The organism is Alcaligenes phenolicus (genome assembly GCF_032063905.1).
Taxonomy (GTDB): domain Bacteria; phylum Pseudomonadota; class Gammaproteobacteria; order Burkholderiales; family Burkholderiaceae_B; genus Alcaligenes; species Alcaligenes phenolicus.
Genome location: NZ_DAMBOE010000001.1, coordinates 547,853 through 570,739, shown reverse-complemented (window position 1 = coordinate 570,739; position 22,887 = coordinate 547,853). Strand labels below are relative to the sequence as shown.

The 22,887-nt window shown below is 56.1% G+C and carries 20 protein-coding genes; 7 read left to right on the top strand and 13 right to left on the bottom strand.

Annotation, left to right across the window (positions count from 1 at the left end; all coding sequences use genetic code 11):
- Positions 1–3: 3 nt before the first annotated feature.
- The 6 genes from cmk to gyrA form a co-directional block, all read right to left on the bottom strand.
- Complete coding sequence (cmk, locus tag U2949_RS02610) at positions 4–681, bottom strand: (d)CMP kinase (protein ID WP_009463907.1); 678 nt, start codon at positions 679–681, stop codon at positions 4–6.
- Positions 678–2,000 (bottom strand): 3-phosphoshikimate 1-carboxyvinyltransferase, encoded by a 1,323-nt coding sequence (aroA, locus tag U2949_RS02605; protein WP_321286014.1) that lies wholly within the window; start codon positions 1,998–2,000, stop codon positions 678–680. The genes cmk and aroA overlap by 4 nt, the downstream gene beginning before the upstream one ends.
- On the bottom strand, positions 1,997–2,881 hold the full coding sequence (locus tag U2949_RS02600; protein WP_026482973.1) for a prephenate dehydrogenase: 885 nt from the start codon (positions 2,879–2,881) through the stop codon (positions 1,997–1,999). The genes aroA and U2949_RS02600 overlap by 4 nt, the downstream gene beginning before the upstream one ends.
- Before the next feature lie 358 nt (positions 2,882–3,239).
- Entirely contained in the window at positions 3,240–4,331 is a 1,092-nt protein-coding gene (pheA, locus tag U2949_RS02595; protein ID WP_026482974.1) for a prephenate dehydratase, read from the bottom strand.
- Positions 4,324–5,433, bottom strand: coding sequence for a 3-phosphoserine/phosphohydroxythreonine transaminase (serC, locus tag U2949_RS02590; protein ID WP_009463913.1), 1,110 nt, complete (start codon positions 5,431–5,433; stop codon positions 4,324–4,326). Before serC ends, pheA begins: the two co-directional genes overlap by 8 nt.
- Positions 5,433–8,117 carry a DNA gyrase subunit A gene (gene gyrA, locus U2949_RS02585; protein WP_321286008.1) on the bottom strand — a complete coding sequence of 895 codons (2,685 nt, stop codon included), beginning with the start codon at positions 8,115–8,117 and terminating at the stop codon, positions 5,433–5,435. Before gyrA ends, serC begins: the two co-directional genes overlap by 1 nt.
- Positions 8,118–8,557: 440 nt before the next feature.
- On the opposite strand from gyrA, the gene ompA reads away from it, so the two are divergent.
- From ompA to gph, 3 genes are all read left to right on the top strand, one after another.
- The gene (gene ompA, locus U2949_RS02580) at positions 8,558–9,154 is read left to right on the top strand and encodes an outer membrane protein OmpA (protein ID WP_009464175.1); all 597 of its coding nucleotides are present in this window, start codon (positions 8,558–8,560) and stop codon (positions 9,152–9,154) included.
- An 83-nt stretch (positions 9,155–9,237) separates the two neighbouring features.
- Positions 9,238–9,960: a bifunctional 2-polyprenyl-6-hydroxyphenol methylase/3-demethylubiquinol 3-O-methyltransferase UbiG gene (ubiG, locus tag U2949_RS02575; RefSeq protein ID WP_009464176.1), complete on the top strand. Its 723-nt coding sequence runs from the start codon at positions 9,238–9,240 to the stop codon at positions 9,958–9,960.
- 6 nt (positions 9,961–9,966) lie between these two features.
- Positions 9,967–10,662 carry a phosphoglycolate phosphatase gene (gph, locus tag U2949_RS02570; RefSeq protein WP_026482976.1) on the top strand — a complete coding sequence of 232 codons (696 nt, stop codon included), beginning with the start codon at positions 9,967–9,969 and terminating at the stop codon, positions 10,660–10,662.
- A 6-nt stretch (positions 10,663–10,668) separates the two neighbouring features.
- On the opposite strand, the gene U2949_RS02565 is transcribed toward gph, so the two are convergent.
- Entirely contained in the window at positions 10,669–11,535 is an 867-nt protein-coding gene (locus U2949_RS02565; protein ID WP_026482977.1) for a LysR family transcriptional regulator, read from the bottom strand.
- 84 nt (positions 11,536–11,619) lie between these two features.
- Between U2949_RS02565 and U2949_RS02560 the strand changes: the two genes are divergently transcribed.
- Complete coding sequence (locus tag U2949_RS02560) at positions 11,620–13,161, top strand: MFS transporter (protein ID WP_026482978.1); 1,542 nt, start codon at positions 11,620–11,622, stop codon at positions 13,159–13,161.
- Here U2949_RS02560 and fdxA read toward each other — a convergent pair.
- The 3 genes from fdxA to U2949_RS02545 form a co-directional block, all read right to left on the bottom strand.
- The gene (gene fdxA, locus U2949_RS02555) at positions 13,158–13,490 is read right to left on the bottom strand and encodes a ferredoxin FdxA (protein WP_026482979.1); all 333 of its coding nucleotides are present in this window, start codon (positions 13,488–13,490) and stop codon (positions 13,158–13,160) included. The two genes, U2949_RS02560 and fdxA, sit on opposite strands and share 4 nt — an antisense overlap.
- Before the next feature lie 138 nt (positions 13,491–13,628).
- Positions 13,629–14,702 carry a linear amide C-N hydrolase gene (locus U2949_RS02550; RefSeq protein ID WP_035274484.1) on the bottom strand — a complete coding sequence of 358 codons (1,074 nt, stop codon included), beginning with the start codon at positions 14,700–14,702 and terminating at the stop codon, positions 13,629–13,631.
- Positions 14,703–15,246: 544 nt separating this feature from the next.
- Positions 15,247–15,576 (bottom strand): hypothetical protein, encoded by a 330-nt coding sequence (locus U2949_RS02545; protein WP_321286003.1) that lies wholly within the window; start codon positions 15,574–15,576, stop codon positions 15,247–15,249.
- 106 nt (positions 15,577–15,682) lie between these two features.
- Here U2949_RS02545 and U2949_RS02540 point away from each other — a divergent pair, with 106 nt between their 5' ends.
- Positions 15,683–16,486: a hypothetical protein gene (locus tag U2949_RS02540; protein WP_026482982.1), complete on the top strand. Its 804-nt coding sequence runs from the start codon at positions 15,683–15,685 to the stop codon at positions 16,484–16,486.
- Positions 16,487–16,529: 43 nt separating this feature from the next.
- On the opposite strand, the gene U2949_RS02535 is transcribed toward U2949_RS02540, so the two are convergent.
- Positions 16,530–18,605, bottom strand: a complete 2,076-nt coding sequence (locus U2949_RS02535) for a catalase (protein ID WP_026482983.1) — start codon at positions 18,603–18,605, stop codon at positions 16,530–16,532.
- A 248-nt stretch (positions 18,606–18,853) separates the two neighbouring features.
- Between U2949_RS02535 and U2949_RS02530 the strand changes: the two genes are divergently transcribed.
- Positions 18,854–19,978, top strand: coding sequence for a metallophosphoesterase (locus U2949_RS02530; protein WP_321286001.1), 1,125 nt, complete (start codon positions 18,854–18,856; stop codon positions 19,976–19,978).
- 22 nt (positions 19,979–20,000) lie between these two features.
- On the opposite strand, the gene U2949_RS02525 is transcribed toward U2949_RS02530, so the two are convergent.
- Positions 20,001–20,777: a DNA alkylation repair protein gene (locus U2949_RS02525; protein ID WP_026482985.1), complete on the bottom strand. Its 777-nt coding sequence runs from the start codon at positions 20,775–20,777 to the stop codon at positions 20,001–20,003.
- Positions 20,774–21,262 carry a MarR family winged helix-turn-helix transcriptional regulator gene (locus tag U2949_RS02520; protein WP_026482986.1) on the bottom strand — a complete coding sequence of 163 codons (489 nt, stop codon included), beginning with the start codon at positions 21,260–21,262 and terminating at the stop codon, positions 20,774–20,776. The genes U2949_RS02525 and U2949_RS02520 overlap by 4 nt, the downstream gene beginning before the upstream one ends.
- Positions 21,263–21,574: 312 nt before the next feature.
- Between U2949_RS02520 and U2949_RS02515 the strand changes: the two genes are divergently transcribed.
- Positions 21,575–22,858: a pyridoxal phosphate-dependent aminotransferase gene (locus U2949_RS02515; protein ID WP_009456304.1), complete on the top strand. Its 1,284-nt coding sequence runs from the start codon at positions 21,575–21,577 to the stop codon at positions 22,856–22,858.
- Positions 22,859–22,887: the final 29 nt, after the last annotated feature.

The window sequence follows — 22,887 nt, the reverse complement described above, 5'->3', positions numbered from 1 at the left end:
GGATTAGGCTGTCGGGACCGCAATGCCCGACCAAAGGTCGAGCACCTTATTTACAACTTCCTGGATGCTGAGCTGGGAAGAATCCACAATGTGGGCACCCGGCGCAGGCACAAGCGGAGCGTGGGTTCGAGAACGATCACGTTCGTCGCGCGCACGCAAGTCCGCCAAAAGACTCGTAAGATTAGCAGAAATACCCTTTTCGCTCAACTGTTTACAGCGTCTTTGGGCTCGCACCTCGGCATCTGCCAGCAAAAATATCTTTAAAGGTGCGTCCGGGAACACAACTGTGCCCATATCGCGCCCATCGCCCACCAAACCGGGGGCAACGCGAAAATCCCGCTGCCGTTGCAAAAGTGCCTCACGCACCAGAGGCAAGGCCGCCACCTGAGAGGCCAGATTTCCCACTTCCTCCTGACGAATAGCGTCGCTGACGTCATCGCCATCCATGTAGATATGGGGGTAGTCAAAATGCACGTTCAGGCTCTGGGCCGCATGCTGGACCTGGGCCTCGTCCTGGACATCCACGCCGCGACGCAGGCAGGACAAGGCGGTCAGGCGATACAGGGCACCGCTGTCCAGCGTATGCCAGCCCAGCCGCTGCGCGACAAGGGAAGCAATCGTCCCTTTACCGGAAGCGGTAGGGCCATCAATGGTTATGACGGGAATGCTCTGCTCTGTCATGCCTGCACCAATTGTTCAAAAACAGAAAAATACTCGGGGAACGTCTTGCTGACACAGCCGGGATCCAGAATGGTGACCGGCACCGGGCCAAAGCTGGCCAGTGAAAAACACATGGCAATGCGGTGGTCATCATACGTTTCGATGCTGGCCGAACGCCATTGATCCTCGGCAATAGGATGCACCGTCAGCCAGTCCGGCCCGGATTCTACTGTTGCCCCCAGCTTGCGCAATTCGGCCTGCATGGCATCAATACGATCGGTTTCCTTCACGCGCCAGCTGGCGATATTGCGCAAGGTGCAAGGACCATCGGCAAACATGGCCATGGCAGCCGCCGTCATGGCCGCATCAGGAATGTGGTTGAAATCCAGATCAAAGGCTTTCAGCTTGTCGCCCTGCGCCACACACAGGCCCGAAACGACCAGCTCATTGGCATGGCGTTCGATACGAGCACCCATGGCTTGGGCCACATCCGCAAACTGAATATCACCTTGCAGACTTTCTGTACCCACGCCCTGAATGTGTAGCGGGCCACCGCCAATAGCACCCAAAGCAATGAAATACGAAGCGGATGAGGCATCGCCCTCCACTACGTACAAGCCGGGGCTGACATAAGCCGCATCGGCGGGGACAGTAAAGCTGCTCCAGCCGTCGCGCTCCACCTGCACACCGAAACGCGCCATCATGGCCAATGTAATTTCAATATAAGGCTGGGAGATCAACTCTCCTTCCACCTCGATACGCAAAGGCTGCCCCGTACGAGCAGTCAACAAGGGAGCGGCCATCAACAAGGCTGTCAGAAACTGGCTGGATACCGAGCCTTTCACCGACACACGACGCTGATCAGCCTGTGCCAACTCACCAATCGCCAAGGGAGGATAGCCCTCTGCCCCCAGATACTGCACCTCAGCCCCCAGGCTGCGCAGCGCATCCACCAGATCCCCAATGGGTCGTTCGTGCATGCGAGCAATACCGCTAAGATTGAAGCGACCACCCATCAAGCCCAAAGCAGCGGTCAAGGAGCGGAAGGCCGTACCGGCATTACCCAAAAACAGATCGGCATCGCGATGCGCAAAAGGAGTCCCACCGTCGATCACTACCGTGCCCTGCCCCAGGTCATGCACAGCCACGCCCATTTGCTGCAGAGCGGCCATCATGACGCGGGTATCGTCCGAATGCAGCAAGCCTTCCAGACGTGTTTGCCCTTGAGCCAAAGCGGCCAATAACAGGGCTCGATTGGAAATGCTCTTGGACCCTGGCAATTGCAGTTGACCGCTAGCGCGGCTGACGGGGTTCAAAACAAGACTGTCGCTTTGGCTCATTGCAAACCACTCCTACTTGCCCAAAAACGGCGCGCCAAGGCAGCGCGCTCTAAAAATTCGTATAAAGCCTGACCATCCTGGTCCTGCAAAGCCTGTTCGGCCTGATCCAGGGCCTGACGTACTTCCTGCAATTGGCCCAAGACAGCCTCGCGGTTGCTCAGGAAAATGTCGCGCCACACTTCGGCTGATCCGGCTGCAATGCGGGTGAAATCCCGAAAGCCAGTTCCTGCCAAGGCAAAGCGCTGATCCGAGTTGGCACTGGAGGCCACCTGCCACATAAAAACCGAGGATAAAAAGTGCGGCACATGACTGACTGATGCCAGCACTTCGTCATGCGTAGCCGGGTCCATCAACATGACCCGCGCCCCGCAAGCCTCCCACACGGCAATCAAACGCTCGCGTGCGCTGGCACTGTTTTCATCCAGGGGGGTCAAGATGACGTTACGACCGTCGTACAGATCAGCACGCGCCGCTTCGGGACCTACGGTTTCCGCACCGGCGATGGGGTGGCCGGGGACGAACTGGCTGATACGATCACCCAGCGCCTCACGCGCCACACTGACCACATCGACTTTGGTGCTGCCTGCGTCGCTGATCAAAGTGTCGTCACGCAGATGGGGACGCAAGGTTTTCAATACCGAGGCCATGGCCCCGATAGGCGTAGCCAGCACAATCAGGTCCGCTTGCTGCGCGGCTTGCTCAAGCGTGGCGACCTCGTCGATCAGGCCCAGCTCCTGCGCGCGTCGCAAGCTTTTCAGCTGTCGACCTACGCCCAGCACTTTTCCTACCGCCCCGGAGCGCTTGAGCGCCAGAGCCAAAGAGCCGCCAATCAAACCGACTCCGACGACCGCCAGCACCGGAACCAAGGGCGGCGGCGCCATAGTTTCTGATGACGCTATCATGATTAATTCCGTTCCCTCTCAGGCCGTCCATGCTGCGCGTATTGCGTGAAATAGCACGAGCAAAACCGGGATATTGATGCAGACTTTGCCAGACGGCTGCCCAAACCCCATCAAAGGAGTAAAGCAACACGCAAAGCCTCTATTTTGTCTAGCCAGCTCTTGATGACACAACGCACCAAACAACTGCTCAAGACAGACCGAAACAAACAGATCCTGTGCGAGCCACTCGTCCTGACAAGGCATGTCCTGAACAGGCATGTCCTACACAGGCATGTCCTACACAGACAATAAGGCCTGGAGGGGGAAGCCTCCCCCAAGCCCTTCTTGTTGCTGATGCTTAAAAGTCGTTTACGGGGTAAGAACCCAGAATCTTGAAAAAGGCGACTTGTTTCTTCAGTTCTGCCAAAGCAGCAGCCATGGCTGGCTCATCACGATGGCCGATCAGGTCTACGTAGAAATAATATTCCCACTGCCCTGTCCGTGCAGGACGCGACTCCAGGCGAGTCATGGACACACCATGCACAGCCAAAGGAGACAACATGTCATAAACAGCGCCAGCCCGGTTGGGCACCGCCAGAATGATGCTGGTCTTGTCATTGCCGCTAGGCAGAGACTCGATATTGCCAATGGCCAGGAAACGGGTGCGGTTATGCGGATCGTCCTGAATACCGGCTTCGACCACGCCCAGATTCCAGGCGGTAACAGCCGTATTGCCGGCAATCGCTGCGACCGTAGGATCGGACGACGCAATGCGTGCTGCTTCTGCATTGCTGGAAGCGGCCTCTCGCAAAAGCTGTGGGTAGTGCTTTTGCAGCCAGTTCTGGCACTGCGCCAAAGCCTGGGGATGGGCCATCACGCGCGTGACGCCTTCCATCGTGCCGGTTTGGGTCAGCAGATTGTGATGTACACGAATCGAGCGCTCACCCAGCACACGCAAGGGCGAGTTCAGCAGCAAATCCAGCGTGCGGTTCACGGCACCTTCGGTCGAGTTCTCGACGGGCACCATGCCGACTTCAGCCTGACCCACTTCGACGCTGCGGAAAACCTCGTCGAAGGAGTCACATTGCAGGCCATCCAAAGCATGGCCGAAATGCTCATAGGCGGCTTGCTCGGAAAAAGAGCCCTGCGGGCCCAGATAAGCCACGCGCAATACGCTTTCCAGACCGCGACAGGCAGAAATAATCTGCCCCCACACCGCTTCGACTGCTGCCGGTGTGAACGGGCCCTCATTTTCTGACTGCAAGCGACGCACAATACGTGCCTCGCGTTCGGGCTTGAGGATGACTTCCTCTGTATTGAAGTCCTGCTTGATCTTGCCTACTTCCAAAGCCGCACGAGCACGCTCGTTGAGCAACTCCAGGATCTGGCGATCCAGCTCATCAATACGATTGCGCCAAGGGAGCAGGCGCTCAGTTAAGGTATTAGCCATTCCGTCGTTCAAATTCAGTCATGAAATCGATAAGTGCCTGCACACCCTCCAGCGGCATGGCGTTATAGATTGAAGCGCGCATACCGCCCACGCTCTTGTGTCCTTTCAGGGAAGTCAGACCTGCAGCCGTAGCCTGTTCCAGGAACAGGGAATCGAGGGACTGATCACGCAACAGGAACGGGACGTTCATGCGCGAGCGATACGCCGGATGCACGGTGTTGTTATAGAACTCGGACGCATCCAGAAAGCCGTACAAGGCCTCGGACTTGGCCGCATTGCGTGCCTGCATGGCAGCCACACCACCCTGGCGCTCCAGCCACTTGAACATCAGCCCGGCCATGTAGATCGAGTACGTAGGCGGCGTGTTGAACATGGACTGCTGCTTTTCAATGTTGGCGTAGTTGAACGCCGACGGGCACAGATCCATGGCATGGCCCAGCAAGTCCTTGCGTATCATCATCAAGGCAATACCGGACATGCCGGCATTTTTCTGAGCACCCGCGTAAGCAACCGACACGCGCGAGAAATCGATCGGGCAGGACAGAATGTTGGACGACACGTCAGCAACGACAGGGACATCCAGCTTGGGAATATCATTGAACTCCACGCCACCAATGGTTTCATTGGTGCAAACGTGCAAGTAAGCCGCGTCCGGGCGCACATCCCATTGAGAAGGCTCGGGGAACCAGGTCCAGGGCGCCCATTCCTTGCCCTGATCCTGCCACGCCTGACCACTGGTACCGGCAACGTGAATATCACCATAGCGCTGAGCCTCTTCGCAGGACTTGACCGACCAGCTGCCCGAGAGCACGTAGTCGGCCTTGCCACTGCCATTGCGCTGAATCAGGTTCAAGGGCAAAAGGCCGTTCTGGCCTTGTGCCCCACCCTGAACAAACAGCACCGCGAAGTCATCGGGCACGGACAGCAAGCTGCGCAAATCGGCTTCTGCCTCGTCACGCACACCCATATAGTCCTTGCTACGGTGGCTCATTTCCATGATGGACATGCCGGTGCCATGCCAATCTGTCATTTCAGCAGCGGCTTGCTCCAGCACTTCCAACGGCAGCATTGACGGGCCTGCCGAAAAATTCCATACACGCATTACTCGTTTTCCTCGCCGGAAGGGTCCGCCTGGTCTTGGGCGGAATCAAGTTGATTATCCTGCTCCTGACCTTCTGGCGCCTGACCCTCTTCGGCCAGCTCGGCGTCGACCTCGTCATCGGTCTCTACCACGCGGTACACACCAGACAGCTCGCTGTCATCGTCCACGCTGATCAAGGTCACACCTTGAGTCGCACGACCCATTTCGCGGATTTCAGCCACGCGAGTGCGTACCAGCACACCGGCGTTGGTGATCAGCATGATCTCGTCGGTTTCACGAACCAGCACCGCACCCACGACCTTGCCGTTACGGGCCGAGGTCTGGATGGCAATCATGCCCTTGGTGCCACGACCGTGACGCGTGTATTCACCAATCGGGGTACGCTTGCCGAAACCGTTCTCGGTGGCGGTCAGCACGGATTGGGTTTCGTCTTCGGCCACCAGCAGGGCGATCACGGACTGACCTTCTTCCAGCGTCATGCCGCGCACACCACGGGCTGCACGGCCCATTGGACGCACATCGCCCTCGTCAAAGCGCACGGCCTTGCCGGCATCCGAGAACAACATGACGTCGTGCACACCGTCGGTCAGCTGAGCGCCGATCAGGTAGTCGCCCTCGTCCAGGCCCACGGCAATAATGCCGGCCTTGCGGGGGTTGGAGAAATCGGACAGCGGGGTCTTCTTGACCGTACCGCGCGAGGTCGCCATGAACACGAACTGATCTTCGCTGAATTCCTTGACGGACAGCACCACGTTGATCTTCTCGCCATCTTCCAGAGGGAACATATTGACGATAGGACGGCCACGCGAGTTGCGCGAACCTTGAGGTACTTCCCAGACCTTGAGCCAGTACACACGGCCACGGTTGGAGAAGCACAGCAGGTAATCGTGGGTGTTGGCGATAAACAGCTTGTCGATCCAGTCGTCCTCTTTCATGGCAGTGGCTTGCTTGCCACGGCCACCACGACGCTGGGCCCGGTATTCGGACAGCGGCTGGCTCTTGATATAGCCGGTATGCGAGAGCGTCACCACCATATCCATAGGGGTGATCAGGTCCTCGGTATCCAGCTCGGTGGCGTTGTGCTCGATCTGCGAGCGACGAACATCCTTGCCGGTCGCCGAGAACTCATCGCGCACGGCGATCAGTTCGTCACCAATAATGGCGGACACACGGGCCGGGTTGGACAGGATGTCCAGCAAATCAGCAATCTTGTCCATGACCTCACGGTACTCCTGAACAATCTTGTCCTGCTCCAGACCAGTCAGGCGCTGCAAGCGCATGTTCAGAATTTCCTGGGCCTGCACTTCGCTCAGACGGTACAGACCATCTGTGTTCATGCCAAATTCAGCGCCCAAATCATCCGGACGGTAAGCCTGGCGGCCGCCCACAATGGCGCTGGTGTCGGCACGGGCCAGCATCTCGCGTACCAGACTGGAATCCCAGGAACGAGCCATCAGCTCGACGCGAGCAACCGGAGGCGTTGGAGCCGCTTTGATGATTTCGATGAACTCATCAATATTGGCCAGGGCCACAGCCAGACCTTCCAGCACATGACCGCGCTCGCGCGCTTTACGCAACTGGAATACGGTACGGCGGGTAACCACTTCGCGGCGGTGGCTCAGGAAGTAATCCACCAGCTGTTTCAGGTTGAGCAGACGGGGCTGGCCATCGACCAGTGCCACCATGTTCATCCCGAAGGTTTCTTGCAACTGCGTATTCTTGTAGAGGTTGTTCAGCACAACTTCCGGCACTTCGCCGCGCTTGAGTTCAATGACCAAACGCATACCGTCCTTATCGGACTCGTCGCGGATATCGGAGATACCCTCGATGCGTTTTTCATTGACCAGTTCAGCAATGCGTTCCTGCAGCGACTTCTTGTTGACCTGATAAGGGATGGCGTCGACCACGATGGCCTGACGGTTGCCCTTTTCCATGTCTTCAAAGTGTGTGCTGGCGCGCATGATGACGCGGCCACGGCCCGTGCGATAGCCTTCGCGCACACCGGACATGCCATAAATAATGGCACCGGTCGGGAAGTCGGGGGCCGGGATGTATTCGATCAGTTCATCAACCGTGCACTCGGGGTGGCTCAGGCAGTACAAACAGCCGTTGACCACTTCAGCCAGGTTATGCGGCGGAATATTGGTGGCCATACCCACGGCAATACCCGAGCTGCCGTTGACCAGCAGATTGGGCAGACGCGAAGGCAACAAGGCCGGTTCTTTTTCGCTGCCATCATAGTTAGGCACGAAATCCACGGTTTCCTGGTCGATATCGGCCAGCAGCTCGTGGGCGATCTTGGCCAGACGGATCTCGGTGTAACGCATGGCCGCAGCGTTATCCCCGTCGATGGAACCAAAGTTACCTTGTCCGTCGACCAGGGTGTAGCGCATGGAAAAGTCCTGCGCCAGACGCACGATAGTGTCATAGACGGCAGAGTCACCATGAGGGTGGTACTTACCGATCACATCACCGACGATACGAGCCGACTTCTTATAGGCACGATTCCAGTCGTTATTGAGTTCATGCATGGCGAACAGAACACGGCGATGCACGGGCTTCAAACCATCTCGCACGTCGGGAAGAGCACGGCCCACAATCACGCTCATGGCGTAATCGAGGTAGCTGCGGCGCATCTCCTCTTCAAGCGAAACGGGAAGCGTCTCCTTGGCAAAGGAATCCATAGGTCAATTCTTTATAGATATGGGTTAAGCAGTAAGCCAGCCGTAAACGGACAAGAGGAAATTCTAGCACTTTCACATAGAGGGACGCAGCGTAGCGAGGCGAGAAGGCGGGCGATATGTGATTGAAACGGTCGATTCGTCAAAAATCCATCGTCCACTGATCGTATCGATGATGGATTGAAGAAGCGGCCCCACCCTTTGCCTGTTGCCTAAAACCAACAATAAAAGGAAAGAACAAGGCTAATTCCACGCATCTTCACGAATCGTTCCCCGTCCCCCTCACGCATGTGGCCGAAATGTCTTAAGATTCGACCTAACACGCATGAAACCCAGCGCAAGCAAGTCTTTGTTCCGTTCAAAGGATTGCTATACTGGTTCCGTTAATCAGCGGCAGGGGTTCGCTGCGGTCACTTAACAGCATCAGCTCAACGAGGAGAAATATGAACAAACCCTCCAAAATCGCACTTGTACTCGCCATTGCCGCCGCATCGGCCACTAGTGCAGTTTCCGCACAAGAGTCCGGCGAAGTTAACAACTGGCGCAATCCGTTCGGCGACGTTTGGAAAAACGGCACCAACGAACTGTGCTGGCGCAACAACTTCTGGACACCTGCTACAGGTATTCCAGGTTGTGACGGTGTGCCCGTTGCCCAAGCCCCCGAAGCTCCTGTCGTCGCTCCTACTGTCACCAAAGTGACTCTGAACGCTGACACGTTCTTCGACTTCGACAAATCCACCATCAAGCCAGAAGGCCGCCAGGTTCTGGATCAAGTGGCTGACACCGTTCAGTCCATCGATCTGGAAACTCTGATCGCTACCGGTCACACTGACTCGATCGGCGCTGAAGCTTACAACCAGAAGCTGTCCGAGCGTCGCGCCAATGCTGTTAAAGCATACTTGGTCAACAAGGGCGTACCTGCAGACCGTATCTACACCGAAGGCAAGGGCGAAGCTCAGCCAGTGGCGTCCAACAAGACCCGCGAAGGCCGTGCTCAAAACCGTCGCGTAGAAATCGAAATCGTGGGCAACCGCAAGTAATTCTTGCTGCATCACGTATTTCTGTAGCTAAGGCTACAATTAAGGCTCCGCTTTTGCGGGGCCTTAATTTTTTTGGATGAGCCATGACCGCTTCCACCGTCACTAACGTCAATGTCGATCCCGCAGAGATCGATAAATTCAGTGCACTGGCATCCCGCTGGTGGGACCCTGACAGCGAGTTCAAACCGCTGCACGCCATCAACCCTTTGCGTCTGGACTGGATTCTGTCCTACACCGGCTCCCTGGCGGGCAAGCAGGTCCTGGACGTGGGGTGTGGTGGCGGAATTCTGTCAGAAAGCCTGGCTCAGTCCGGCGCTGACGTCACCGGCATTGATCTGGCCGAACGCTCCTTGAAGATTGCCCGTCTGCACAGCCTGGAGTCGGGCGTACCCGTCAAATACGAGATGATCAGCGCCGAAGACATGGCCGATCAGCACCCGGGTCGTTTTGACGTTGTCACCTGCATGGAAATGCTGGAACATGTCCCCGATCCGGGCTCCATCATTGCGGCTTGCGCCAAGCTGGTCAAACCCGGTGGCTGGGTCTTTTTCTCGACCCTGAACCGCAATCCCAAATCCTTTTTATTCGCCATCGTGGGCGCCGAGTATCTCTTGCGACTGATCCCCAAGGGCACCCACAGTTACGAAGGCTTCATCAAGCCCAGCGAGCTGATTTCCTCGGCCCGTCGCAGCGGTCTGGATGCCCTCGCCCTGAAAGGTCTGGAATACAACCCGATTACTGAGCACTATCGCCTGTCCGGCGACACCTCCGTCAACTACCTGCTGGCCAGTCGTCGCCAAAGCTAAGTCCTCATGAATAAACTGGTTCTATTCGATTTTGACGGCACCCTGGCCGACTCTGCCCCGGATCTGGCTGCTACGGCCAATCGGATGCGCAAGGAACATGGCCTGTCTGAACTGCCTTACGAAGCGCTGCGTCCCTATGCCTCGCACGGCGCTCGTGGTCTGCTCAAGGTAGCGCTGGATATCAACACCGATCATCCTGACTACGCGCAGTTGCGAGCGCAGTTCCTGCAGGACTATCACGATCACATGACGGAGTTGACCCATTTGTTTGAAGGCGTGGCTCCCATGCTCACGCAATTGGAGCAGGCGGGCTACACCTGGGGCATTGTCACCAACAAGCTGGAATACCTGGCCCTGCCACTGATTCGTCACCTGGGCCTGGCAGAGACGTGTGCCGTCACGGTAGGCGGCGACACGACCCAGCACACCAAGCCGCATCCCGAGCCCCTGTTGTACGCGGCTAAAAAAGCCGGTTTTGCGCCGGCAGACTGCCTGTATGTAGGCGACGATTTGCGTGATATTCAAGCTGGTCAGGCGGCCGGCATGGCGACCATGGTTGCCGCCTACGGCTATTGCGCTGGCGACGAAAGTATCGGCACCTGGCAGGCTGATCTGACCGTGCACCACGCCAACGATATTTGGGAAGGCGTAAAGCGCTGGGCAAATGGCCAACTGCCCCGCCCCACCCCGCTGGCCTGTTGAGCAGGCTCAGGGCAGCAGCTCCGACAGGCGCTGCTGCATCCACACAGCCACAGGTGCTAAGGATTGCCCCTGTCGCCACAACATCTGCACCGGCAAAGGCGGCAAGGCCAGTTCCTTGCAATGCAGCTGCGCTAATTTATTGCGCAGGTTTTCATACTCCGCAATATTCAAGGGCAGAATCGCCCAGCCCAAGCCATCAGCCACCATATCGGCAATCACATAAAAGCTGTCCGAGCGCCACACGCTGGGACTGACCACCGTCTGTTCCACCCCTTCAATATGAATCAGCAGCTGTCTATGCGCTGTCAGTTCTTTACGACTGACCTGCTGTTGACTGGCCAGCTGGTGCGTACGCGCAACACAAATCGCTTGTGGTACGGCTCCGATATAGCTTTGCGCAAAAGAACTGGCATCGGCCCCACGATCAAACTGAATGGCTACATCCGAGCGCCCCTCGGCAAGATAATCCATGACCTCGGATGCCGTCCCGTTCCAGATCGTCAATTCCAGCGCAGGCCAACGTACGGCCAGCTCTTTCAGCAATAAGCGCAGGGGCTCCTGCGGCAAAGCCTCATCCAGACCAATTTCCAGGCGGGCCGACTGTCCCTGTGACAAATCCAGAGCGCGGCGATTCAAACCGTCTGCCTGACGCAACAAGGCCTTGGCCTCAAGCAACATGATTTCACCTTGCACCGTCAGACTCAAGGTTCGTCTTGAGCGATCAAACAGCTCCAGATTCAAATCTGCTTCCAGCAGAGAAATCGAGGTGCTGACCGCGGACTGGACCTTGCCCAGCTCTTTGGCCGCTTGCGTCATGGAGCCGGTTTCAGCCACGGCCACAAAGTGTCGAATACGCTCTAAAGTCCAATCCATTTATCTATTTTATAGATGCTAATCAACTTTGTCTGTTGATAATATTGATAGATCATAGTGGCTTTCCTACCCTTCTGGTTCCCTATGTTGCACAGCTCGATTACCCATCAAGCCCAAACTGCTCCCCTGTCTCCAAGCCGTCGCTGGTTGATCCTGGCGATTGTGTCGGCAGCCCTTTTACTGATTGTGGTGGACATGACGGTGCTCTACACCGCCCTGCCCCGCTTGACGCATGACCTGCAAGCTTCGGCCTCGGACAAGCTCTGGATCGTCAACAGCTATGCCCTGGTCGTCTCCGGACTGCTCCTGGGCATGGGCACCCTGGGCGACCGCCTGGGTCACAAACGCCTGTTTCTGTCTGGCCTGGCCACCTTTGGGCTGGCCTCGATCGCGGCAGCCTATTCCCCCAACCCAACGGCCTTGATTGCCGCACGTGCGTTTCTCGGGGTGGCCGCCGCCATGATGATGCCAGCCACCTTGTCGCTGATACGCATCACCTTTCACGATGAACGCGAGCGTGCGGTAGCTTTTGGTGTCTGGTCGTCGATTGCGTCAGGCGGAGCCGCTTTCGGTCCGGTCCTGGGCGGCTTCTTGCTGGAGCACTTCTGGTGGGGGTCGGTCTTTCTGATCAACGTCCCTATTGTCTTGATCGCCTTGCCCTTGGGCTGGCTGCTGGTTCCCCGCTCTACACCGGACACCTCCCGCCCCTGGGACATCAAAGGCTCTTTGCTGATCATGGTGGGTCTGGTGGCCAGCACCTTGGCAATCAAGGAGATGGGCAAGCTGCACATCAACTGGAGCTTGACCGCTATCGCCCTTCTGACAGGCATTGCCTTTCTAAGCTGGTTTGTCCGTCAACAAAATCGCAGCCCATTTCCTTTACTGGACTTTTCCCTGTTCAAGGACTCCACCCTGAGCACGGCCGTGCTGGCTGCACTGACGGCATCGGCGGCCCTGATTGGCATGGAGCTGGTCTTTAGCCAACGCTTGCAACTGGTGCTGGGTTTCTCGCCCCTGGAAGCCGGTATGGCAATTTTGCCTTTGCCTCTGGCCGCTTTTGTATCGGGTCCTCTGGCGGGTCGTTTGCTGGTCGTCATAGGCAGCAAGCACCTCTTGATGGGCGCGCTGAGCCTGGCTGGAGCGGGTATGGCCACGTATCTGTTGTGGCATAACAGCGCACAGTTTCTGCAAGTGATCAGCCTGGTCATGCTTGGACTGGGTGTAGGGGCAGCCATGACCGCCGCCTCCAGCACCATCATGCAAAGCGTGCCGCCTTCACGGGCCGGGATGGTGGCCTCGGTCGAGGAAATGTCTTATGAGCTGGGTGGAGCACTGGGCGTGACCATTATGGGCAGCCTGCTGTCCTTCGTGTACAGCGCCAGCCTGATTCTGCCGCAGAACTTGAGTGACCGAGCCCTGGCCTACGACAGTCTGGATCAAGCCTTGTTGATGGCAGAGACCATGCCGCAGGATCTGGCCCTGACCTTGAGTGAATTGGCCCGCGACTCCTTCGACAAGGGCTATGTCGCCGTATTGGCCAGTTGTACGGTCTTGCTGCTGATGGCAGCCTTGGCTGTCTGGTACTTCCAGCGCAACAAGCCCAGCCAAACCGGTTATTCCCACTAATCTTTTTGCAACAGCGCCAACTTGTCGGTTTGAGCAGCCCAGTGCTCATGATCCGGCAAGGGCGCTTTCTGTTGAGTGATGCGCTTCCAGGTCGGGTTCTCGCTCAAGGTCCGATTCAGCTCCACATAGACCTGCTGCTCGGGCGTCACATCCTGATCACTGACAATCGCCCCCACCGGACACTCGGCCACGCAGATGGAGCAGTCAATGCATTCGTCAGGATGAATGACCAGGAAATTCGGGCCTTCAAAAAAACAATCCATGGGACACACCGTCACACAATCGGTGTACTTGCACTGGATACAGGCTTCCGTCACTACATAGGTCATGAAACAGCTACTTCAACAAATAAAGACGGGGCATAGCATAACAGCTGAGCATGAGCATCATGTGATCGCTGTCGGCTATGCCCCGCGTATTCAGCCTGAGTTCAGGCTTCTACTATGCGGTTTGCTTCGCCACTTCACTTAAATCGCAGGCGGCTCCACAGGCAAAAAGTGGAAAGGTTTAGTGGGCTTGAAATGCTCCAGCACTTCGCCCATGTAGACCGTACTTTGTTCTGGCCCCAGCTCCAACTTCATGACCTTGCCGCTTTCTGCCGAGAAATCGACCTTGGTCATATCCACCCAGAACGCACCCGGCGACAGCACCGAGTCAAAGTAATACAGACTACGCTGGTGGTCGAACACCGTACGCCAACGTGTTGAAGAGTTTTGCGGCTGCCCCTCCACCTTCATGCCATAGGGCGTAGAGGCATTACGGATCACACTCAGGACACTGGCAACGGCTTTATCATCGCTTAGATCGCGTGGCACGGCATCAATATAAAAAGAGGCACGGACAAAACGGTCTGCAGCACGACTCGTACCGGGCAACATGTTCACGCCCCCCACCTGCTCCCAGTAATCCTTAATAGCCAATTGCTGGTCAAAAACAGGAGAGTTCGTCATGACCTGATACTTGCGGCTATGGTGAATATGCTGTTTTCCGTCGATGTACTCAATAATCGCGCTGTCCCCGGACGAGTCCGACATGGACAAGTGCAAGGTCGCCAGACGATCCTCATCGGGCATGGTATCCGTCAATACGACAAATGGATTTTTCTCCAAAGCAGCAACGGCTTCTGCAACGGTTGCAAAGTTATCAAGCACATATTGTCCCCACAAAGACAAGCTCAAAGTCTTGTCACCCTTTTTGGGGGTAGGAAACTGCGACTCAGGCAGCCACAACAAATTAACGTTCAACCCCTTCTCATTAGCACCATCGGTCGAAGCCATGTCATAGCCTGAAGCAATCACGCTGCCATACTTAGAGGTCCACTCGACCGAGGCAGGACCAGCCTCACCATTACGCTTTGCGCCACGAGGGAAAATCCAGAGATTGGTTCCAACATCCTTTTTCCAGTCCATGGAACGACCGGTAATCACCTGTCCGTTATCACCCAGAAAAACAGCTCGGGTACACGCCTGAGAGGCCGCAGGCACCAAAGCCAGCCCAACTGCACATGCCAGCAAAGTACGACGACATTTTTTTAGCAACATCTTTCTCTCCAGAGACGGCTAGCCGCCCAATCAATGAAACAAAAAAACCGACTGCTTTCACAGCCGATACATTGGACACGGGTGTAACAGAAACAGGATTAGGACATTGCGTCAAGCCAAGTTAAGTCTTGTGGTGCAAGACCGACAAAAACAGAGCATGAAATCCCTTGTTTTGAGAATAAAAACATTTGCTAACTCATGATCGACCGCAATATTATTTTTCCTTACTGATCGCCTTGAAGCTGCGTTTTTCACTCTGAAAACCTGAGTAGCTGCCTTATCAGCCCGCGTATAAATGAACCAAATACGATCTCCAAACTAAACACACCTTTTTCTTGTTTTTAAAAAACTTAAAGATAGTCATTCAGGTCTGAAAACACAGGCGATGTGTGCTCGAAATCTTTCACCCAGAACTGGAAGATCATTAATTACCAGGAATGGTCAAATCCTATCCGTAGGCACAAGGAACGGCATAATGCCTCGACACGGACTTCAATAACATGCAATAAAAAACAGCCCGTAACGGGCTGTTTTGCATATTCGTCTAAAACTCCAGGCAATCAAAAAACTCCGGCAATCCTGCATAGCTATCCATAAGCTGGTCAATGACATAAGCACTATCACGGGTTTCCAGAGCCAGCAGGTTTTCCCGGTAATCTTCTTCAGCCAAGCCAACGGCTATGCGGCCCGGTTCGACACGGGCACCGGCCAGCAGCTCGGACAGCTTGGGGTCCTGCATCGCCTCCAGGGCAGCGCGCAAGGCCAGTTCTTCGTCCGTAAAACCAACTTGTCCGGTGCGATCAGCGCGTAACGCCGCTTGCACTAAGGGCAACAAATTATCAATATCTTGCTTGCTAAGGTAAAACACATGCATGACACGTTCTCCACGGGTTGGTGATCGGCTAGTCCAGCATACCGAAAGACATAAGACTGACGCTAGTGCGCCGTCATTTACAGAATTAAAAAGGGGGTCCATGACAATGATGCGTAAACTCACTCATTCCCGCTGGCTATTATTGGGAATCTTGCCACTGGCCAGTCTGGCTCATGCCCAAGTGAGTGCTCAACGTCCAGACGCCATTTCCGACAGCACGACTTCGCCACACTATGCCGTGCAGATTACACCCTATGCCTGGATTACCGGCTTGTCGGGTGAGTCCTCCCCCTTCAAACGCGCGCCCTCCCTGGATATAGAAAAGTCCTTTTCAGATGTCCTGCACGATCTGCGTGCCGCGGCCTTTCTGAACGCCTGGGTGCGTCGCGACCGCTATGTGTTCAACAGCGACCTGCTCTACGTGAACACACGCGAAAGTGAAGTGGTAGGTGGTTTGCCTTTGGTCGGTGCTGCAGAAGGGACCGTGGACACGCGTCTGTTCATGGCCACATTACAAGGTGGTTACCGCATCTACGACACTGAACAAGCCAGCCTGGACGCACTGGCCGGTTTTTCTTTTTGGGATATACGCACCCGTGCCCATCTGAGTACAGCTGGCCGAACCCGGCATCATCAGGAGAGCTTCAATTGGGTGGACCCCATGATAGGACTGCGTGCGTTCTATCGTTTCACCCCGGAGTTTTCCACTCAAGCCCAGATCCACTTGGGCGGCTTTGGCGTGGGCTCGCGCCTGAGCTATCAAGCCACCTTGACCTTGAACTACGAGCTGTCAGAGAACTTCTCCATCGCTGCCGGATACAAGATGCTGGATGTGGACTATCGTCGCTCCGGCCATGTCTTTGACACTCGCATGTCGGGCCCCGTGCTGGGGCTGAGCTGGCGCTACTGATTGCACGTGAAAAGGGGGCGGTTCCGCCCCCTTTCACCGAACATCAGGCCATACCATCTACCTGATGCCGTCGCTCCCAGAACCGTGAAGACACTTTTTCAAGCAGATCATCACCGGTTTTGATGACGAACACACCCTTGTCCACTGAAACACCCGCCCGGTCCAGCAAGGGTTGGGCTGCACCGTTATGACCAATTGCTTTCAAGTGTCCATAGGCGTCGGCTACAAAATCCACCGCCGCCTTGTTGGTGCACAGCTTTGAAGCCTCTTCCTGAGTAAGCAGCAAGGCCACCGCATCAAACAGAACCGAGGGCGCACCCGCAATCTTTTCATCGGCAGCCAATTGTGTACCGTCTGACAGCGTCACTCCCCCTACTTGCGGAGCGATAAGCTTGACGGCCACACCGGCCTCCTGAGCCCCTGTCAGCAGCATTTCCAGCAAGCCCTTGTCAGCTCCGTCCGTTACCAGAATACCCAGCATCCGACCGGCAATCGGCGACTTCTGGGCCAGTATGGACAAGGCTTTGGAAGGTGCCATGTCGATCGGCTCGCGGGCGGGCTTGGCAGGAGGCGGCAAATCCAGCCCCAATCCCTGAGCCGCTCGTTTGGCCAGATCCTCATCAATGACACGCATGTGCGAGAGCACACGCACACGAACATGATTGAGCTGGACCTTGGACAGTTCAAATACCAGTCCGGCAATCAGATGCTCCTGCTCAACTTCAGTCTGAGAGCGATAAAACAATCGGGCCTGGCTGTAATGATCCGAGAACGACTCAGCCCGTACACGCAGTTTTGCGCCATCGTCTACGGTACTAGGGAAGGTACGAAAGCCATGGGGCTGCGCGCGCGGTCCGCCCGATTCACCCGCCTCCTCCAGGCTGTTGGGCTCGTAGGTCGCACGACCCTTGGGAACCTGCGTCTGCATCATGCCGTCGCGCTGCATATTACTGAACGGGCAGCGGGGTGCATTGATAGGAATCTGATGAAAGTTGACCGTTCCCAGTCGAGACTTTTGCGTATCCAGGTAGGAGAACAAGCGGCCTTGCAGCAAAGGATCATCCGTAAAGTCGATCCCCGGAATGATGTTGGACGGCAAGAAAGCAACTTGCTCGGTCTCTGCAAAGAAGTTGTCGGGATAACGATCCAGAACCATACGACCCACGATTTTGACGGGTAGACTTTCCTCGGGAATGAGTTTGGTCGCATCCAGCACATCGTAGTCCTGCTTGTCAGCCCACTCCTGATCGAAAACCTGCACACCCAGCTCCCACTCCGGGAAGGCTCCGCTTTGAATCGCCTCGTACAGATCGCGTCGTAGATAATCCGAGTCTGCCCCGGAAATCTTGACCGCCTCATCCCACAGGGTGGACTGCAAGCCCTGCTTGGGTTTCCAATGAAACTTCACAAAATGCGACTTGCCCTTGGCATTCACAAAACGGAATGTGTGCACACCAAAGCCCTGCATCATGCGAAAGGACCGTGGCAAGGCTCGATCGGACATCAACCACATGACGGTATGTAAAGACTCGGGCATCAGGGAGACAAAATCCCAGAATGTGTCATGGGCTGACGCTGCCTGAGGAAAGCCCCGGTCCGCCTCGGGTTTGACGGCATGGATCAGATCCGGAAATTTGATGGCGTCCTGGATAAAAAAAACGGGCATATTATTGCCCACCAGATCCCAGTTGCCCTGCTCGGTATAGAACTTGACCGCGAAACCACGCACGTCACGTGGTGTGTCTTTGGAGCCTTTAGAGCCCGCTACCGTTGAGAAACGACAGAACACCGGCACCCGATGTCCTTCCTTTTGAAATACACAGGCCTGGGTCAACTCCGGAATCGCTTGCGTGCATTCAAAATAACCATGTGCTCCTGTGCCGCGAGCATGAACAATGCGCTCCGGTATACGTTCATGGTCGAAATGGAATATTTTCTCGCGCAGGACAAAATCTTCCAGCAAGGTCGGGCCACGCGCCCCGAAACGCAAGGAATTCTGATTGTCCGATATGGGTACGCCATGATTGGTCGTCAACTCAGCATGGCCAAACTGATGCAACTCCCCGCCTTGCCCCACGGCATCCTGATTGGTTTTGGCTGCGGATTTCTTCGTCACCATATGTCCTCCAATCAAATCAAACGAAAACCCCATTCCACTGGGGTGCCCCTGGAAAAAGCCTAGAAGTTTTAATGACTTGATGTGCGAAGCAATCTCTCAAAACGTAAACAAGCATGTCCAGCTTTTTTCGTGACAGAGCCGTAACTGTCTGGTGAGCTCTGACATCATGCCCACCTCCTCGCTCTATACTGGGCACGCTTTATCGCCTGCTCAAGCGCGGGCTCCCCGTTTCTTTTTGGAATGATTTCGTGTTTCAAGTCGCTGCTCTCGTTTTCGCCCTGTATGTCGCCTGGCGACTGATCAAACCGCTGAAGATCAAACCCTGGATCAAATGGCTGCTCAGCATCTTGGCCGTCGCCGCCACCTTCCACCACTACACCGTAGCGCTGTTCTGGGGCTCACGGGCTTCACCGGAAATTCCCGCACAAGTCATCATGATCCTGGGCTGGGCTTTCGGGGCCGTCCTGCTGGCTGCCTGCTTTACCTTGATCACCGATCTGGCAGGTTTGCTGATGCGCGTTCTGTACAAGCCAGCCGGGCTGCTTCTGTTGCGCTCCCCTGCCTTGCGGGGCGTGCTGGGCATCACAGCTGTCAGCCTGTCCGCACTGGGTGTCTGGCAGGCAGTGCAAGTCCCCGAGCTCAAGTCCATCGAAGTAAAGGTCAAGGGCCTGTCCCCCAAGCTGGATGGTTTCAAGCTGGTGCAACTGACTGATCTGCACGCCAGCCGTCTGCTGCAAGGCCCCTGGATACAAGCCATTGTTGATAAAACACAGGCTTTGAAACCGGACCTGATCGTCATTACAGGTGATCTGGTCGATGGCACGGTGAAAGCTCGCCGCAATGATGTCGCCCCCTTGCAAGCCCTGTCTGCCCCGCAAGGGGTGTGGGTAATTGCAGGCAACCACGAGTACTACACCCAGTACCAGCCCTGGATCGAGCACTTCAACAGCCTTGGGCTACGTATGCTTCTGAACGAGCACAGCATTATTGAACAAGACGATGCTGCTTTTGCTTTGGCTGGCATTACCGACAAGTCGGCAGCCGTGCATGGGCAGCCCATGCCCGATGTGGCTGCAGCAGTCGCCGGGATCCCTGCTGGCATGCCCATCATCATGTTGGCCCATCGCCCTGACACCGCCAAGGAAAGCGCAGCGGCGGGGGCGGCCTTGCAGTTGTCGGGCCATACCCATGGCGGCCATATTGTGGGCATGCACAAGATCGTGCAGATGGCCAATGATGGCTATGTGGGTGGACTGTATCAAGTGGGGGATATGCAGCTGTACGTCAGCTACGGTGCCGGATTGTGGGCGGGCTTCCCGCTGCGACTGGGGCGCGCCTCAGAAATCACCTTGATTACCTTGCGCGCCTCCTGATTCCAGGACTGGAACCAGAGCATCAAGACACGCTGCGCAGCGCCCGTCGACACAGGCGCTGCACAGCAGCATTATCCGGCGCTTGCGTCTGCCATTGGGCACATAGATCACGCACCCACTGCGGCTGATCCTTGGCCGCATCATTCAAGAAATTGGCTACCGAGTCCTGCACATACACACTGCCATCCCGATACAAGAGCTCAAGAATCGGCAACATGCGTTCCGGTTCTTTTTTCAGGATGGCAATATGTGCGCACCACACTCCCCGAGGGCGCAAAGCCTCACACGCAAAGCGACGCAGATACTCCGAGTCTGTGCGCGCCCACTGCTGCAAGCTCTGAATCGACACATCCAGCTCTGCCACCAAGTGAGGGCGTACCGCCATCCAGGCCCATTCACGCACACCAAAATGCGCATCATCAGCCAAAGGACGCAGTGTCTCCAGGCGCTGGGGAACGCTTAAGGATGTACGGGCCCCCACCATGAAACAAGCCCAACCCCGTACCACGTCAGCCTGATGCTCCACACAGCGCGTCCAGGCCATCTCGCCATACCTGTCCAGCAAGTATTCCGCAATGGCTTTCATGCGCTTGAGAATGCCCAATTGGGCCAGGGTGTCGATGTGCTCTGCGCCCTGCTCATCAAGTTCCGGAAATACGATCGCCACCAGCACGCGCTGATCGATGGCCAAGGACTCGGTCAGAGTAAGGCCCTGGATTTCCCCCTTGGACAGAGCCAGCAATATATCGGCCGGTATGTCCGCGACCTTGACATAAGCCTTGCGGTTTTCGGTACTCATGACGCGTCGTCTCCACCAGCGGCTTTGTTCAACAAGGCGCTAAGCTGTGTGCACTCCGCCTCGGACAAATGCTGGAACAATTCGCCTATCCACTGAGCGTGAGTTCCTATCAGCGCCCTGGCCAACTCCGCTCCCTGAGGGCTGAGTTTCACCATGACGGAGCGCCGATCGGTCTGAGCCGCAAAGCGCTGCACCAAGCCCGCTTTCAGCAGCCCATCCACCAGAGTTGTGACAGTCGCCCGCGTAACGCCTGCCCGTTCAGCCAGGATGTGGGAAGGCATCCCGTCGGGTGCTTCCTCCAGCAGGAACAAAAGTACAAAACGGGCTTCACTCAAGCCATGGGGCGCCAACAAGGCGGCGCAGTCCCGATCAATACGGGCAGACAAGGACAGGAGCTGAAAACACAGGGACATGCCCTGAACGTTGACGCCCTTTTGCTGCTCTGCGTGCGAGAGCAAGGCCCGATATTTCGCTTCCAGTTTCATAGTTCGACATCGAATGATTTGATATCGAATCTTAATGTCAGACCGCTTCAAAAAACAAGAAAAATAAAGGAGGGCTGATTTCATATCATGCCAATTCAATCCATAAAGCGGAATATGTCCAGGTAGTAAGGAGCCTATCGATAAAGACAGCCATTTTTTCGACGAAAGAGTGTCGCCAAAATTCGACAATGCCACATTTTAAGCTTGATGCTTACAAGACAGGCCCACGCATGCGGTAAGGTATAAGGCTGGTCAGGCATCAGCCCTGCCACCGTTCATCAGCAGCACACATGGAATCCGATTACCAGCATCATGAATAGCATCAAGAAATCGAGCAAATTGGCGAATGTTTTGTACGATATTCGCGGCCCCATCATGGACCGGGCCAAACAAATGGAAGACGAGGGCCAGCAACTGATCAAGCTCAATATCGGCAACTTGGCGGTATTCGGTTTTGACGCCCCGGAAGAAATCCAGCTCGACATGATCCGCAACCTGCCCAACTCTTCGGGCTACTCGGATAGCAAAGGTATTTTTGCCGCGCGCAAAGCCGTCATGCACTACACCCAGGAACAAGGGATCAAGGGCGTGACGCTGGAAGATATTTACCTGGGCAATGGCGCCTCTGAGCTGATTGCCATGGCCACCAACGCCCTGCTGGACGACGGTGATGAACTGCTCCTGCCCATGCCCGACTATCCGCTGTGGACGGCTGTAACCAGCCTGTCCGGCGGTACGCCCGTGCACTACTTGTGTGACGAATCCAAAGGCTGGATTCCGGATCTGGACGATATCCGTTCCAAGATCACCCCACGCACCAAGGGCCTGGTTGTCATCAACCCGAACAACCCCACCGGCGTGCTCTACCCCGACTCGGTGCTGCAAGCTCTGGTCGATATTGCTCGCGAATTCAATCTGGTACTGCTGGCCGACGAGGTCTACGACAAGGTCCTGTTCGACGACATGAAGCACACCGCCATGGCCAGCCTGTCCAACGACGTACTGACCCTGACCTTCAACTCCCTGTCCAAGAGCTACCGCGCATGTGGTTACCGCGCAGGCTGGCTGGTGATTTCGGGCGACAAGAAAGCCGGTGCCGACTACATCGAAGGCCTGAGCATGCTGGCCAATATGAAGCTGTGCGCGAACGTGCCCGGCCAATGGGCCATTCAAACCGCCTTGGGCGGCTATCAAAGCATTAACGACCTGGTATGCGAAGGCGGACGTCTGCGTCGTCAGCGCGATCTGGCTTACGAGCTGATCACCGCCATTCCCGGGGTTAGCTGCGTCATGCCCCACGCTGCCCTGTACATGTTCCCGCGTCTGGATCCCGAGGTTTATCCCATCAAGGACGACCGCCAATTCTTCCTGCAACTGCTGGAAGCCACCCGCGTGATGCTGGTGCAAGGCACGGGCTTTAACTGGCCTCATCCGGATCACTTCCGCATGGTGTTCCTGCCCCACGAGCCGGACCTGCGCGAGGCCATCAACCGCATCGCCAAGTTCCTGAAAGACTACCGTATCAAGCACGGTACAGAACGGCCTGAGTTTGCCCAGGCGACCATTCCAGTCGTAGACAGCGCCGAAGCTGAATAAAAATCGGACTCAATGAAAAAAGCCAAGGA